The organism is Colwellia sp. MB02u-14, assembly GCF_014076915.1.
In the GTDB taxonomy this organism is placed as follows: domain Bacteria; phylum Pseudomonadota; class Gammaproteobacteria; order Enterobacterales; family Alteromonadaceae; genus Colwellia_A.
Window position 1 is genome coordinate 512,037 of sequence record NZ_JACGUX010000079.1, and the last position, 15,321, is coordinate 527,357.

Annotated in this window: 9 protein-coding genes and 2 pseudogenes; 4 read left to right on the forward strand and 7 right to left on the reverse strand. The window is 42.9% G+C overall.

Annotation, left to right across the window (positions count from 1 at the left end; translation table 11 throughout):
* Positions 1 to 323: 323 nt before the first annotated feature.
* From H4J52_RS12675 to H4J52_RS12685, 3 genes are all read right to left on the reverse strand, one after another.
* Positions 324 to 794, reverse strand: coding sequence for a transposase (locus H4J52_RS12675; RefSeq protein WP_182224823.1), 471 nt, complete (start codon positions 792 to 794; stop codon positions 324 to 326).
* Between the two features lie 187 nt (positions 795 to 981).
* The gene (locus H4J52_RS12680; protein ID WP_182224825.1) at positions 982 to 2,313 is read right to left on the reverse strand and encodes a DUF2235 domain-containing protein; all 1,332 of its coding nucleotides are present in this window, start codon (positions 2,311 to 2,313) and stop codon (positions 982 to 984) included.
* 236 nt (positions 2,314 to 2,549) lie between these two features.
* Complete coding sequence (locus H4J52_RS12685) at positions 2,550 to 3,293, reverse strand: hypothetical protein (protein ID WP_182224827.1); 744 nt, start codon at positions 3,291 to 3,293, stop codon at positions 2,550 to 2,552.
* A 505-nt stretch (positions 3,294 to 3,798) separates the two neighbouring features.
* Between H4J52_RS12685 and H4J52_RS12690 the strand changes: the two are divergent.
* Positions 3,799 to 4,146 (forward strand): annotated as a pseudogene (locus H4J52_RS12690) (transposase); the annotation flags it as partial.
* Between the two features lie 40 nt (positions 4,147 to 4,186).
* Here H4J52_RS12690 and H4J52_RS20505 read toward each other — a convergent pair.
* The 3 genes from H4J52_RS20505 to H4J52_RS20515 all read right to left on the reverse strand — a co-directional run bounded on the left by H4J52_RS20505 (position 4,187) and on the right by H4J52_RS20515 (position 5,686).
* The gene (locus H4J52_RS20505; protein WP_404851985.1) at positions 4,187 to 5,035 is read right to left on the reverse strand and encodes an IS3 family transposase; all 849 of its coding nucleotides are present in this window, start codon (positions 5,033 to 5,035) and stop codon (positions 4,187 to 4,189) included.
* Between the two features lie 124 nt (positions 5,036 to 5,159).
* Complete coding sequence (locus tag H4J52_RS20510; protein WP_404851983.1) at positions 5,160 to 5,450, reverse strand: transposase; 291 nt, start codon at positions 5,448 to 5,450, stop codon at positions 5,160 to 5,162.
* A gap of 14 nt (positions 5,451 to 5,464) precedes the next feature.
* Positions 5,465 to 5,686 carry a transposase gene (locus tag H4J52_RS20515; protein WP_404851984.1) on the reverse strand — a complete coding sequence of 74 codons (222 nt, stop codon included), beginning with the start codon at positions 5,684 to 5,686 and terminating at the stop codon, positions 5,465 to 5,467.
* Positions 5,687 to 5,744: 58 nt separating this feature from the next.
* Between H4J52_RS20515 and H4J52_RS12700 the strand changes: the two are divergent.
* The 3 genes and pseudogenes from H4J52_RS12700 to H4J52_RS12710 form a co-directional block, all read left to right on the forward strand.
* Positions 5,745 to 6,044: pseudogene (locus tag H4J52_RS12700) on the forward strand (ISAs1 family transposase); the annotation flags it as partial.
* Between the two features lie 336 nt (positions 6,045 to 6,380).
* Entirely contained in the window at positions 6,381 to 9,323 is a 2,943-nt protein-coding gene (locus H4J52_RS12705; RefSeq protein WP_182224829.1) for a hypothetical protein, read from the forward strand.
* On the forward strand, positions 9,304 to 10,047 hold the full coding sequence (locus tag H4J52_RS12710; RefSeq protein ID WP_182224831.1) for a hypothetical protein: 744 nt from the start codon (positions 9,304 to 9,306) through the stop codon (positions 10,045 to 10,047). The genes H4J52_RS12705 and H4J52_RS12710 overlap by 20 nt, the downstream gene beginning before the upstream one ends.
* A gap of 71 nt (positions 10,048 to 10,118) precedes the next feature.
* Here H4J52_RS12710 and H4J52_RS12715 read toward each other — a convergent pair whose 3' ends face one another.
* The gene (locus H4J52_RS12715) at positions 10,119 to 15,299 is read right to left on the reverse strand and encodes a hypothetical protein (RefSeq protein WP_182224833.1); all 5,181 of its coding nucleotides are present in this window, start codon (positions 15,297 to 15,299) and stop codon (positions 10,119 to 10,121) included.
* Positions 15,300 to 15,321 lie beyond the last annotated feature (22 nt).

Genomic DNA, 15,321 nt, shown 5'->3' on the forward strand with positions numbered 1-15,321 from the left:
TCCAAAACTTTGCTTTTGTAACAATACTATCGTTCATAAAAAAACCTAGGGTACGATTGTGTAGTCTTTTCAGTAAACACAAAACTCAAGAAAATAATCAGAAAGATAACCATTATAATAAATAAAAACTATTTTTGGAATTGCTCATTATCATGGGTTGTTAACTTTATTAATTTGCATAACGCCGACCTGCCGATTGCATTACTTTGGTAATAGACATTAACTCACTGGTTGACATGAGCAGGTGAACATGGCTTGTCATCAGTACATAAGCATGTACTGATGCTGCATTTTTTAGACAGGAAATCAACGTTGACGTTGATTTATACTATGCCTCTAAAACACTTGGATTTTCTATCCCCACCTCTGGCTAGTGGCACTGCTCTTCTTCCCGTTTGTTGCTCAACTTGTTGTTTGAATCGATTTTCACCCAATACCCACGCTTTATTTGTCGCATCCCGTATTTCCTGTAACGTAAGTTCAGGTATGTGGTGTTCAAACAGGTATTTATAAGCCTGTTTGCGTTCCTCTTTGTTCGTGCCAAGTGATTGATAACAGTAATGGGCTGACAGTAGTGCTACATCTTTATCCAGTGCATTGCCGTGGTAACTTGACCAAGGATATTCCGCAGGGTGCACCACCATATGAGCTCTCACCGGATTAAGTTCGATGTAACGACTTACCAACAAAAAGTAGTTATCACTATCGACTAAGGTAGATTTATATCGACCTTCCCATAACGTACCTGTACGTTGATAGGTTTTGTTGATGTACCTAACATAATACCGCTCCACAAGTTGAGGTGGGTGTTCAGGTAATTATAGGTAATTAACGAGTCGATAACCTCGTTCTACCAAGCGTAGCGCAACTTCCAATACTCCCTGTTCAACACCTCCAGCAGCATCATAGCTAGGAAAGCCTTCAGATCCGGGAATGGCGACAGATTTTGGTCGATTTAAATGACTTTTTGAAGCCTTAATATTATTGACCTGTACCTGTAGCTACTTCGGAACATAGAAAATCTGTAAATTCATAACTGCCAACGAGTGGATATATGAGGTTTTCTGGCCGATATATGGAATCTGGCTCGCGTTCGTGGGGTTCGGGCAAATCTAGAATGTTATAGCGACACAAGACACTACCATGCATGATATCCCCTAGGTCAGGTGTACGCCAGTGGATACCAAACCGGCCAAATGTATTGTTGTTATCGAGAAATGCGTCATGAAGCTGACCCGCTTCACACAAACCCCTTTGGTCTTCACATCCAAGGCCTTGAGCGACGTCCACAAACAGGCCATATTGGCTGAAGTTTTCCAACATCCAGTCCCGACTTAGCTTTTGCAGACCGTAGTCAGAATCTGGATACCCTCCACCAACGTCAGAATGAGCCCCAGCAAACCATATCTGGGACAATGCCTGTTCCTTGATGTTAAATTTATCAAACATAAGGGGACGAAAATCATTCCTTTGTTCATCTATGGCTAATGCATGGTAACCATAACTGGCATAGAGGCCAGTGCGATGGTTGTCTGGATTATCATCACGCCCAATACCAAGAGCAGGTACTGTGTCAAACACGCCTATAGCCTCAACATTAACCTTTTCCAAACCACGATAAACAGGTATATCCCCTACTTTATTTTCTATCATCCCATAGAGCCTCTGTTCAAATTGAGGCATTCCATCATTGAGGTGATGATAAGCAGTAAAAAGACGGGTAGTTTGCTCACGAATATCGCTCTCTTGAATATTTTCCCTATCCACTTTTAACAGGCCGGCGAATTCGATCATACCATTGAGTGATCGGGCAATATAAGCGCCGCGGCTGAACCCGAAAATAAAGATCTTGTCGCCTGGCTTGTAAGTTTGCGCAATCACCTGATAATTTCTTTGAATGTAGTTATCTACACCATCTCCAAACACACCCCCAAGCAGTTTATTACCGAATCTAGTACCAACACCCTGTTGGTAAAAAGGGATGACTGCATTTGTGCAACCCTGCTCTACCGCAAGCGAGTAAAGCTTCCATATATTGGTCTTACTAAGTTCCGTATTTCCCGTACCATCAATAAAAATGACAATACTTCGGTTTTGCTCATCTTGATGGCGCGCACGAAAACTACGCCAAAGATCGTCGAGTCCTGATTCCTTTAAATGATCCCAGGAGGGTATCGAATTATCTTCAAACGCCATACAAACCGAATCCAGCGCCTGTATCGACTCTGCTGTTGCAGTTGTTGTCAGTGAGTTTGCACAACTGGTCAGTAGTAAGGCAATAATTGGCGTTATGAGTATTTTAATTTTTGTCATTTTTATTAGACCTTTGTGATGCTGACAGCCCTTGTATTACTAAGCCACAATCCAAAAAAGTGCTACCTTTCTAAAAATTCTCTATCGTCTATTAATCAATATTTTTTACATGATTAAGGATTCAAAACAGGCGATATAGTTAATTCATCGTGGGTTTCTTAGTACATTCTGGTAAATTGAACACACCTCAATTAGATTATTTTAAAATTGAAGTGTCTGTATTTATTTAACAATTGTTATTGAGCTTTCTTACATAAATTACTCGGCCAATCTGAGCCACTTTTTATTTCTGTGAATCCATTTCCTGTTGTTGAAGGATCATAAGTAAACACTTTTAGTGTCAAAGAGTTATCTTCGTTACATTCAAAAATGTAGATAACTTGTCCTTTATACGGACTATGTTTAGATATCAGGTGATGATTTTCAACTTTATGATCTCCAGATCCGCAATGCCCCAGTTGACCTAATAGTGAGTCTTCTTGAAAACCACCATCGCTATGGCGCCACATGCCCTTTGCCTCCCAACTTACAATAGTTGAATACTGGCCTTTACCATCTTGCAATAAAGCATCAACGGAAAACACTTTTGGGTCTTTGTATGAATCGTTGTCATAGAGGTCCAGACTTAAGTTTTTATTGGTCAAATGCTTAAAACTAGCGGCAAGTTTTTTGGCTGCATATAGGATCGTGTATAGTGGGTTTGGTGTACCGTCATGCCCATCGCCAGGTCCTTCAGTGATGATCCGACTGACCGGGCAGTAAGCACCCAATAAATCTGGTAATGCATCACCTAAACCATGTGCTTGTTTAAGACCTAAGTCGCCCAACCAGTTGGTAACAATGGTTACTTTGTTATCTTTTACTTTTCCGCGAGACGAGTGATTGGTTACTGTGATGTCAGGATTAAAATCAATTTCTTCTTTGGCCCCATCCCCCCCATCACATCCATGTCGTAATACAACAATTACAGATTTACTCATTTTTAATTTACCTTTAATTAAAGTATAAATCCCACTAACGTGAACCAGTAGCTACTTTCATTATTAATTTATGTTCTTCAAATGGATCGGTGTAAGTGCTGCTTTAAAGTGCACTTTGTTTGATTTTTTCAAATTCTTTCATCGCATTATCTGCAACTTGGTAAATCAGAAGGAAATAAAAAAGTCAACCATAGTAATAAATTAAAAAAATTTTTCTTTGCTGCTCGCTACCATGGGTGTTTTTAATTCACTACTTTATAAAACCAATATACAACCCTAGAAATTAATAAACCTTTGCCTAATCCCCTAATTCCTTTGTAAGGAAATTAGAAAGACATCCAGTGCGCCGAGATAAATCGGTAGAAGAGCGCAGGGGTATAAATAGGCGGGTATAAATAGGCCACCCGGGTATAAATAGGCCACTCATAATTATTTGACTGTTTTTTGTACTGCACTAAGCTTTGATAACACTCATTGAAATAGCAACAATTGAAAGGAGTCACTTATGCCCAAGCCTCGTTCATCTCAGGTCAGTCTCATCGATACCCCCTATTACCACTGCGTATCACGGTGTGTCAGACGTGCCTTTTTATGCGGTACTGATAAATATTCAGGTACGAGTTACGAGCACAGACGGGCCTGGGTAGAAGATAAGGTATTGTGGTTATCGTCAGTATTTTCCATTGGTATATGTGCTTATGCGGTAATGAGCAATCATGTGCATTTGGTGTTGTGTGTGGATAAAGACAAAGCCATGTCTTGGTAAGATAAACAAGTGGTAGGCCGTTGGCATCGTTTACATAGAGGTACGTTACTGAGCCAGAAATTCATGCGTAATGAGTTGTTAAGTGAGAGCGGCGTTTTTCAAGCTAGTTGTCGCCTAAAGTTTAAATTTATGCCGCCTTGTTCTCTACTACCTCTGATTTCCCTTTTTCAGGGTTAAGGTAAACTTCTTCAATATGATCCCAGTTTTTAATTTCACCTGACCATCTATTGGGATTTTCTAACTTAGCCTTTTTATACACCAACGTTCGAGCCACTAATATTTCAATATCTTTACCTGTATGGCGCTCAACGGGGGTAGTAAATTTAATACCGCTATGGCGGTGCTCATGGTTATACCACTGCACAAAACACTTAACCCAATCTCTTGCTACGCCTATATCTGCAAAAGGTTTTTCAGGATATTCAGGTCGATATTTTAACGTGCGAAATACGGATTCTGAATAGGGGTTGTCATTACTTACTGATGGTCTACTAAACGAAGGAACCACCCCTAACTCGTGTAAAGTAGCTAACATGGTCGCTCCTTTCATAGGGCTACCGTTATCCGAGTGCAAGGTCACTTGGTTTTTTTCTACTTTTTCTCTATTACATATATCGGTCATTAAATCAGCCGCTAATACGCTGAGTTCTTCATGGTGAATTTGCCAGCCAACAATTTTACGACTGTAAATATCGAGCACCAAATATAGGTATAAAAAGATACCTTTAACTTGTGTTGGCAAATAGGTGATATCCCAGGTATAAATTTGATTAGGCGCTGTTGCGGTTAAGGCTCTTGGCTTATTAATCTTTCGGTTAGGTTTGCTTTTATCTCGATGTTTTAACTGTTTACACTCGTTCAATACACGATAGAAACTGGCTTCTGAAGCAATATAAATACCCATATCCGCTAACCTTGGTACTATTTGGCAAGGGGGTAACTTGGCGTATTCTGGCTGGTTAGCTACTTTGATAATACGTTGGCGTTCTAGCGCTGAAACGTTTTAGTACTGATACCAATGATGTTACAAGCCTTTTCTTGCTTGGCTCCTGTGTTACAAGCGTCAGTGACTAAACCGATAATATCTTCTCGCTCTACGTTCATAGTGAGCTGTCCTCGTCGCTTCCCCAAATCTCGTGGACTTTTTTTTGGAGAACGAGCAAAGCAGCAGTTTCGGCGAGAGCTTTTTCTTTGCGATTTAATTCTTTTTTTAACACTTTATTTTCATGTTTAAGATTTTTGATTTCAGTACGAGAAATAGGTTTATTAAGCTCAGTATTTCCACTAACAAAATCTAACTTCCATTGAGTTATATGATGAGGATAAATACCATGCTCGCGACAATACTCACTTAATGCTTCACCATCTAATGAGTTACAACTTAACACCATGTTAAATCGTTCTTCTAAAGTCCAATCTTGTGGGCGTTTTCTTGAGTCAAAAGAGTTTTCTCGTTTGTTGACGTTGTATTAAGTTTTTGCTGTTTAGCTTCAACTCTCCATCGATTTAAAGATGAAAGATTAACACTTAAAGAATCAGCAACTTCTTTGATTGTCACATTATCTGCTTTAAGTAATGTCTTTTCTACTGCTTGTATTTTAAATGCTTGTGAGTAATTTCGACTCATATTTATTACCTCTAACTAAAAAATTAGAGGCGACAACTAGTCTGACACAGGGGGACAACGACTCTATATTACGAGTCATAGAAATAAGGATGCCGACTTTATTGCCAATGCCATACGTAGTCACTGGTTTGTTGAGAATAAGCTCCACTGGTAGTTGGACGTGAGTTTCAATGAAGATCAAAATCGTTTGAGAAGTGGATATGCCGCAGAAAATTTTTCAATGATGAATAAAATAGCACTTAACTTATTGAAAAATGAGAAGAGCGTAAAGGTTGGCGTTAAAACAAAACGGCTAAAAGCAGGGTGGGATGAAGATTATATGATGAAAGTATTAACTGTTGGCTTTACATCTGTATAATTTAAATCCGCTTGCCCTACCCTTAACGCAGCAAGTTGCGTGTCATTCACCCTAAGAGATTAAAGCATTAGGCTATTGATTGGTAACAAGTCAACAGAGTCTACGAGATTGACAAAAGTGTCTGTTCGAATTTTATGACGAACACGAGATTGGGTCACTACTTCAAATAATTGAAACCCAAGGTAACACTTGTACTGACTATAATCGAAGCCGTATTTGAGATGTTAATTGCCCCCTAGAAGCAACGACATTGCTCGTAATGATCGAGTGTCGCTCGATTGCCCGAGGTTGTTTTCTCAAGCAAATGAAGGTTGGTAGAAATATAGTTTACTTTCAATGGTTATTGATTATAATCAATATTCTCTCTATTTTAATCATGAACGGTTGAGTATAAATATGTTTGATTTTTCTAATAAAAACATCTTCATTGACGATAAAGGCTACGAGTGGGAGTATTTTGGAGACACTAGCAACCACAGTCTTTTTTATATTGCGCCTCATCCTACTATTTTTGCTGAAAATAAAGTTCCGCATATCGATCTGATTGAATATCAAACCAATGATTCAAATAATGGCAGCGGCTATCTGCATCTGGATATCGAGCTTGTTGTGCCTGAAGAGATCAAGAGATCTATTGCCCTCAAGATTGAAAATGATCTTAATCTAAACCCAAGCATAGAACCAATACCTTTTGAACAGGGAGGTACGGTCGACATTGATTATCAGGTAGAAAACAAATCTTTTATTCTCACGGCACCTGTTATCGCGGTTAATGGCAATTTCATTGCCTCTTTTGTTGAACGGTTGGATGGCCAAAGCATGCTGGTCTTTATTTCAGCGCTGAGCGATAGTCAATCTCATGACCTTAAGGTTGACTACCACGTTAAGGTCAATACTCTGCTGCAAGGCGTAGATTGCACGCTTACGCTTAATAGTGCCCAAACGTTTGTCAGTCAAATTGGGGCCGATATAACAAAATCCATTGCCACTTGTGACATTCTTGCGATTGTCGATGAACACCTTGATGCCCCCTCCAGCCCGGCCTGCTCAGTTAATATAATTTCCGCTGACCAAACGGTTGCGCCGCAAAGGCTAAAACAGCTGCAAGAGTGGGGTAAAATGGTGATTCGAGAACGGGTAAAGCATGACATTTCTGCCCTGGAGGTGGAAAAAAGACAGCTTGGCTGCCACTTTATAGATCATAATCAATCCGACTATTTGGGGCAGGAACTATTAAAAAAATTCAATTTGCCCCAGGATGTCCTGCAAGCATCGAATAGGTGGATGCAAAACGAATTGGGTGACAAATACCAGGTTCCCGTGCAAAAACTGGTCGCGGCGGTCGAAGAACAAGTCGACTGCTTGGTTCCTGCCAAAATAGAGAATATTAATTCGTTTCAGTTGAAGTTCCTCGCCCAAAACACTGTCCCGTGGTTTTTGGATAATAGCAATCCGCTGTCGCTTGTCAGCAGTGGATGCTCCTGGCCTTCGTGCTTCAAAATATTGAATCAAAAACAGTTTCTTTTGCACGTCATCGCTGCGGTGGATTTCTCAGTGATCTCAAAAATTGATGCTTGGGTCGACTACGCCAACTTGCCTGCTAATAAAAATACATACGAGTTTAGCCGCAACTCTGTTGCCCATCTTTTTTCCTGTGCTTATGACAACAAGGCTGGTGACAGCTGCCGTTTTTCTTATATAGTTCACTATATCGATCAACAGAAACCACCCTTACTGATCATTTGGCCTAACGTAAAAGATCAAGCGCCCATTGTTATCAATCCCACAGATTCAGGCCATATTAAAACCACGTTTGATGCCGGGGTTGTTAATTTTGACACACAAGTAGAGTCGATTTCGGTATCCTTTTTCTATCAAAATTCAAGCGCCAATACGGCGCCGTTAACACGCCAGTTTGAATTGAACAATGATACCAGGGCGATCACTGTGCAAAGTATCGTAGAGCGGCCAATCAATAACCCCTACGTTTACACTGTCACTTATCAGTTGAAAAATGGTGAGCAATACGCGGCTCCCTGCCAAACATCCAATGCCGAGACCATCTACCTCCTGGGACCTGTACTGCCCTATCAACAAGGTTTTTTACTGGCCGACCATGCCCACGATGCAGTCGCTGAGGTGCAACTGAATGTCTACTACATAAATGCACAAAATAATAAAGTTGAGCAAGCCATCACATTAACACCGGATAAACCTATAGCTACTATGGATGTTTACTCAGCCGATGGCATAACGCTGCCGATCCACTATCAGGGGGTCATCAGCCACAAAGAAACAAGGCCCGATACCCTAGTGTCACCAACCACCATAGTTTCTTCAATTGTTGTCATTGATCCTGACTATCGTTATATCAGTTTGAAGTTGGACGCCTCACAAATAAAGTGGGAACAAAGCCTGGTCCAATTTCAGTTCAATGTTTCGGCGCATAACTCGACGAGCAACGCAATGTTGACCCGTTCATTTTTATTTACCAAGTTCCACAAAAGTGTTAGATATTGGGGGTATTATACCCAAAGGCAGCTGCCACCTGCTTATCAATGGAATGGGGTCTATTCTTTTAATGGCTGGTTTTCAATTTATATCCCTGCGGTACCCGGTAGCAGCGCAGGTGAATTTCTATTGCCCGATACTCCCTCTGCCGATAAAATGCGGGACTTTATCAATATGGCCCACCAGGCACCTGGTGAACTTGATGCTCAGGCAATGGCCAGTGCCCTAAGTGCATCACCCTATTTACCTATTCAAGTTTCACCTGTGATCAAGGCTCATTATGGTGAACTTGATATGGTTGCTATTATTAGCCAAGCTTTTGGTTTTACCCTAGCTTCACGTAACAATATAGCCTCATTGGCCGTTGCCCTAAAGGTCGCAGATTGCCAACTAGATACTGCTATCTCCTTAATTAAAAGCCATTATCAGAACGAATGTCCAGAAGGGGCGGGCGATGTCATCACGCAAGCCTATAGCAATACAAACTGGGGACATGCGCAATCATTGGCCAGTGACCGGGTATCGCCACTGCTGGCGGCGCCCCAGCTGATGGAAACATATTCCATGACAACTGGGAATTTGCTTATCTCGATTGCCTCTGCCTATGACTTAGCCAGCGCTTCTGCCAATGGCATGACCATCGCCAGGGCGATGAAAAATGCCGGCAGCTCTTTAGATGAAACCAGTGCGGCAATGAATTTGCAATGCTCTCCGGCCTGGACTCCTGTCGATTATGGACAGGTGTTAGATGCCTACAATTGGTATTAAACAAAAAAAAGGAATCTTCAAAATGTTATCCATGTTAAACAGCCTTGTCGAAACCAGCTTTAGAGACCAAAAAACGCTACAGCAGGCAGCGGAAGGCGCAAAAGCCGGTGGCTTTGACGTGGTGCAAAGTGCCCCTATCTTGTATCTTAGGTATTCAGATACCGCGGCCCAGGATATGGCAACAGTACTTGCTAATATCTGGTCTGCGAGCATAACCCCCAAAATATTAACGACAGCACTGCAAAGCTGTTTAATCTTGGCCAATTCCCGTGCTTATGATAACGTCGTCATATTAAGTAGCGTGCAGCAGATATTTCCCACACCTGCTGCGAACTTTGCCAGTCCAACGATAGAGACCAGTCACTGCAATGTCAATACAGGTCCGCGAACCCTTTACAAAGGTAGATACTGGATATTGCACGGAAATAATCAAAGTTACTTCAATATCACATTTAACAATAGCTTTGGGGGGTTTCCTGCACTGACAAAATCGACAATGAAATTGACCCACCTGTCTTCGGCACCTGGCCCTTCTAATATAACCATCATAATTAACGGCAGAGCCTACAAAAAAAGTTATAACCCACCGTCACACAATTGGGTTTATGACAGTTTTGATATTAGCGATTTTATAACCCAAGGCAGCAATACAATAGAGCTTAAATTGCTCAACAGTGCTGCCACCAATTATTGGCTAAACCATTTTAGTCTCGATTATTCGTAGGTATGTGAGCCTTTACCAAGGCGCTTGCTTGCCAATCATATAGCCGGTTCATCCGCTGAACCGACTGTTTATTACGCCTGTGCGATATTGGCTAACTCAAGCAGATTACTGTCGCCGATAGCGTCTTGCAGGGTGATGGTTTTACTGGTTCCATCCCTAAACCAATACTTGGCGCCCCAACTATATTGCGGTTTATCTGCTCTCATATGTGAAAATCCCCAAGATGCAGATGGCATGTCCGGCAGTAATGTCACCGTCTCTATCTTTTGCTTGTCTGTGACGCTGCCCTGGTTTAAGTCGACCTCTATCATGGAGACTTTTTTCCAGTCGACTTGGCTGGATTTGATTTGGGCTGAGAACCACCATGGCACATCCAAACCGATTTCAATCGTATCAGCGACCGGCCTGATGGTCTCCTTGATAGCGATAGCGTCGCTGCTTGTAATGATAGTTCCCTTGTATACAATATTCTTGGTGCCGGGTCCACAGGCATAATAGGCTTCAATATTGGGCTTGCCTGCGTTTAAAAACACCGCTGAATCATCGCCGACGGTCAGCGAAATGCCGCGAATATCGGCCGCTTCAAGCCCTTTGGCGACAAAATTGACGGTGCCAAATTGTAGCTCGTTATGCACCAACTGCTGTGGTTTGGTACTGTACATCAGCTCGGAGGTATAGACAGGGTCAGTTTTACCTTCTTGATAATATGACAGGGTATAAGAATAGGTATTGAGCACCGACACATTATAGCTACTGGAAGCCAATCCGGTCTTATTGTCTGCAAACAAGGTGAGTTGTTTGGTTGGTGCGTCCTTTTTAAGCCCAGAGAAATAGACATTGGCGACGACCCGTTTGATTTGTGTCTTTCCACTCCCAAAATTGATGCTCGAAGCATCAAAAATTACGCTTTGAACGCCCATTTCAGGGGCTGCAATGGTCACATCGCTATCGCTTTGGCTGATCGCTTCAGAGCTGAAAGGATGTGAACCATCTTTAAAATTGACTTTGTATTGAATGGTATACGTATCGCCCTGGGTTTCATTCCAATCAGCACTGAAAATATGCTGCATCTGGCTAGCCGTAAACTGATAGCTGTTGGCCTGTAACCCGGGATATTGCAGTGTCACGGTGACATCACTGACCAGCTGTTCAAAGTCAACATGTACTTTTACCAAGGTCTGGAATAAACGTGCCTTGGTTAGCTTTCTATAATACGTATTGTCAAAGTCTTTCAGTACCGGTAACTGCGACTGCGGCCTTTCGATCCAGTCGATGACCTGGCTTTGCGAGTATCGCATATTGAAAGAATTGACGTACTTCATGACATAACTATAGGCATCGGTCGGCGCTATCTTGCCTGCCTTCATTTTATTTGCCTGAATGGATGCGATGATGTACTGATGAACTTGCTCTTGTTGAATTCGCTTGGCCCAGTCGGTCACTTGCTCAATGATTTCCTGGCTGGGCGGAACCGGACCCAGTTGAACGTCCAGCGCTGCCGCTTGGGACTGGTGCAGCATAACCGCAATCACGATTTTTTCCCTGCCGCCATGACCACAGGCTGACTGGACAAAATCTTTGACACCGTTAAAGGCATCTTCTAGTACCTTGGCAACATCCTTAACTCCCTCAATAATGCCTTCACCAATGAGTTTGGCCCAGCGCCATAGTTCCTTAAACAGGTTGATCAAGAATTCTTTTACCTTTTCCCAAATCAAAGCAACCAGGTTTTTAAACGCCTCGGTGTTTATATCCAGACCGATTGACCCCAAGCTGTAGGATTCTCCGGCCAATTTAAAGCGTGCCGCTAACTTGGCAAAGAAACTCTGCTCCATGACACCGATAGATTGAGTGCCTTCAACGCCGGTACCAATAGATATTGTGCCCAATGGCCCCAGGTCGATATCATCAACGCCGATACCCAAAGTGCCGTCAATGGCCATGTTGTCAATCGCACTGTAATGTCCCTTTAAGTCAAAATAAATAGCGGGCAACAGACTACCTTTAACCTCAAAATACGCACCCTTCTCAGTAATATTGGCGTATATCGACTTACTCAACCCCAGTACTTCAAGGGCCCCATTGATATAAAAGTGAGGGGGTATGAATTCTGGTATTTTTTCTTGTTCCCGGGTATAGGTCGATATCGATACTACCGGACCACCGTCCCCGACAGCGGCTCTAATACTGAACAGACTTGGTGTACCTATCACAATTTTGCTCATGGCGGCATTGGCGCTGAAGCCTTTGGCGGTATCTATTTCTATTTCTGCCTGAGCATAGAAGCCAAAAATATCAATTTTTCCGTTAATAAGAAAGCCTTGATTGAATACCAGATCGCCAATACTGGTGTTTTGCGGCGCACAATAAAACTGGGCATTGAGGCTAACTTCTACATTATTGCCCTTAACTTCAAAGGCATAATGCTTCATTTTGTCGCTGAGATCCGTTAGATACCAAATATCTCCCGTTTGTGCTTTAGCCAACAACACCTGAGACATCTGAGACGGGATATTATAACCTTTCGCTGACATGGCGGTGGCAATGGCGCTCAGGTCACGGTTATCCAAATCGGTTTCTACTGCAATAGGCAGGTTGAAGCGGTTAGTACCTTCCAGAGCAATCCCGTTCAGCACAGAGATAATAGACGAAGGCAAAATGTTGCCTGTAAAGGTACTTAGCACATCACCCAGATGTAAATCGCTCACCGAGCCGGCCACCATGGAATTTTTCGGGTTGGTCGAATCAAAAAATACAGCGATGGAGGAAGTAAATTGTTCAACATAGATAGTGCCAGCTATACCAAAGCTAGGTACACCTGCCCAATCACATCCGACCATAACGGCCAAGTTGCCTAGTTTGAATACGCTAAAATCAATCGGTTTTGGACCTATCATTGACCCCGCTATATAAACACCACCGGCAGTAAAGGCACCGACAACCGAGAACTTTTGCACACTTTTCTGGATCGTCGCATCTAAGGTGAGTTTGATATAAAGCTCTAAATTGCTATTTTTCAGCCGGCCACCAAGCTGACCTGTGACCGGCATATTGGCGAGCTTTCCTTGATATCCGAGATAAAGGCTGGAGTTTTCGCTGGGATTGGGGCTGACGCTCAAAGTGATATCCAACAATCCATCCAGGTTAAAAAGGTCGCTGAGCAGTTTTTGGCTGTTGTTCTGAAGATTGATTTCCCACTGGGCATAGAAATTTAATCCGGCCTGCAAGCCGCTAGCTTGAGCTGGGATTGTGACACTGCTGGTGCGGATTGTGGGCGCGTTGAAAGCGGCCATATCCGGGAAACTAAATTGCGGGTTATCAAAAGAGGATACGACCAGCATCAGTTTTTTCAAGGAAAAAACATCTTGAAAAACAGATAGCACGCCCAGCCCGTTTAAGCTGGCAATGGCACCTTGGTCAAGATTCAGGCCTGCGGCAAAGCCCCATTCATTGCCGTTTTTTTGGATCTGAAAAGCTAAAGCTCCAAAATTTTCGACTGTCGTTGCTAAAAGAAACGTGTAGTTGTTTTCGGCTTTTTGGATCAATACGTAGTTGTTTTTGAAATCTAAATCAAAACCTGATGGCAAAGATAGGCTCTGATTACTCAATCCGTTAATCAAGCCATTTAATGTCGTTTCGGGCAGCGCCGCCCTCATCTCGAAATTATTGCTTGGCACTTCATAGCTCATCCGCAAGGAGGCAATATCGGCCAACGCCAGGGTACCGCCAAAACTCCCGGTTACTGGGGTATTAGCTTTTTTAGTGAAATTCAATGAAACATCACTGATGATAAGCGGTTTGGGGCCTAGGTCAATGGTCCAGGGATTCGGTTGGTCTGCCATGGCCAGGGCCATGCTGTAGTATTTCTTCGGTGCAACGGCTACCCGCAGCGTATTGATAGTCAGATCGCTAGGGGTAGGCAAAACAGGTGCGTAGGTTTCGACGAGTTGTTTAAGTGGAATGGTTTCTTCTTTTGCAAGCGAGGCATAAACGGTGAAGCCATCGCTGCTTTGTGCCGCAATGTTGACAGGTATCCCTTCAATCTCAAAGGTACCACCAACCCTGACCGAAAATTCACGCTTTTTGCTGTCCAAGGGGTTACTCACCGAGAAAGTGGCTGACAGTGCGGTAATAGCAAAATGATCGGGCCACACTTTCCAGTCGATGTCAGGCAGACCAAGGGTAAAGCTGGCCCAGCTTAGCGCCAATGCAGGACTGTCCATGCTTAATTCAATACCGGCATGGGTGAGTTCAATCTTGCCAAGCGCTGAGCCCAGCTTCTGAATTTCAGTCGGTAATTGAGCGGTCAAATCACCGCCGCCGGCAATGTCGGCCAGTGATGTCATTTTAGCCAGGGACAAACCTTTGAAGGCACCCAAGATCATTAAACTGTTGGCGCCCAAATCAATCGGAATACCGACATCCAGGGTAATATCCGCACTGGGAATATTGAATTCGCCGCTGTAGCACTGCCACGCAACGTGCGATTCGTTCTCGTCCAGCCACTCCTGGGATGTCGGTGTATATATCTTCAATAACGTCTTTGAAAAAGAAACATTGCCTACCTTAAAACCCAGACCGATATCCGCTTGCAAGCGGATGCCCGGAATTTCTTCTTTGAGCTCCCAGGGAAATGTCATTGCTGGCAGCGCCGGTGTGACTTCCGCAGATTTTGGCAGCACTATGTTGCCGTAAACTGTTAGGGCATCATCATAACCAAAAATACTTTTGACTATTGCCAAAGGTCCCTGAGGGTGAAGCTTACTAACAAAGTTAAAACCTACTTTTAGCGGTACGTTGAATTCTGCTTCTGTTTTGGCTTCACTGCTGACAACATAATAAGCATTAAAAAGTTTCAGCTGATCGAGTAAAACGCTTCCATCCTGGGAATATGTTTGGGTCCAGTCTGCGACTTTTGGTAAATCCTTAAAACTGTTTGAAAACTTCCAATCATTGGGGCCTGGCATATCGCCAAGTAATTTGTACTTGAGCTGCACCTGGGCGATGCCAGATGCATTTAAGTAAAAAGTTGCCGTTAACGCCAAATTGGCAAGGTTCAAAATATTGGATACGCCTGACACGACGATCTCTTTGCCGTTGTCCGAATCTATTGATGCTGTGGCAATCACCAAAGGTTGCGAAGCAAAATAACTGGCAATCAATCTCTTTATGTCAGTGCCCAGATTGTCGGGAGTAATAATGAAGGTGTTATTGGTGACGACAACAACTTTCTTAAGGTCTGAAAAATTCATCGGTTTGTTCTTCTTATAGTAA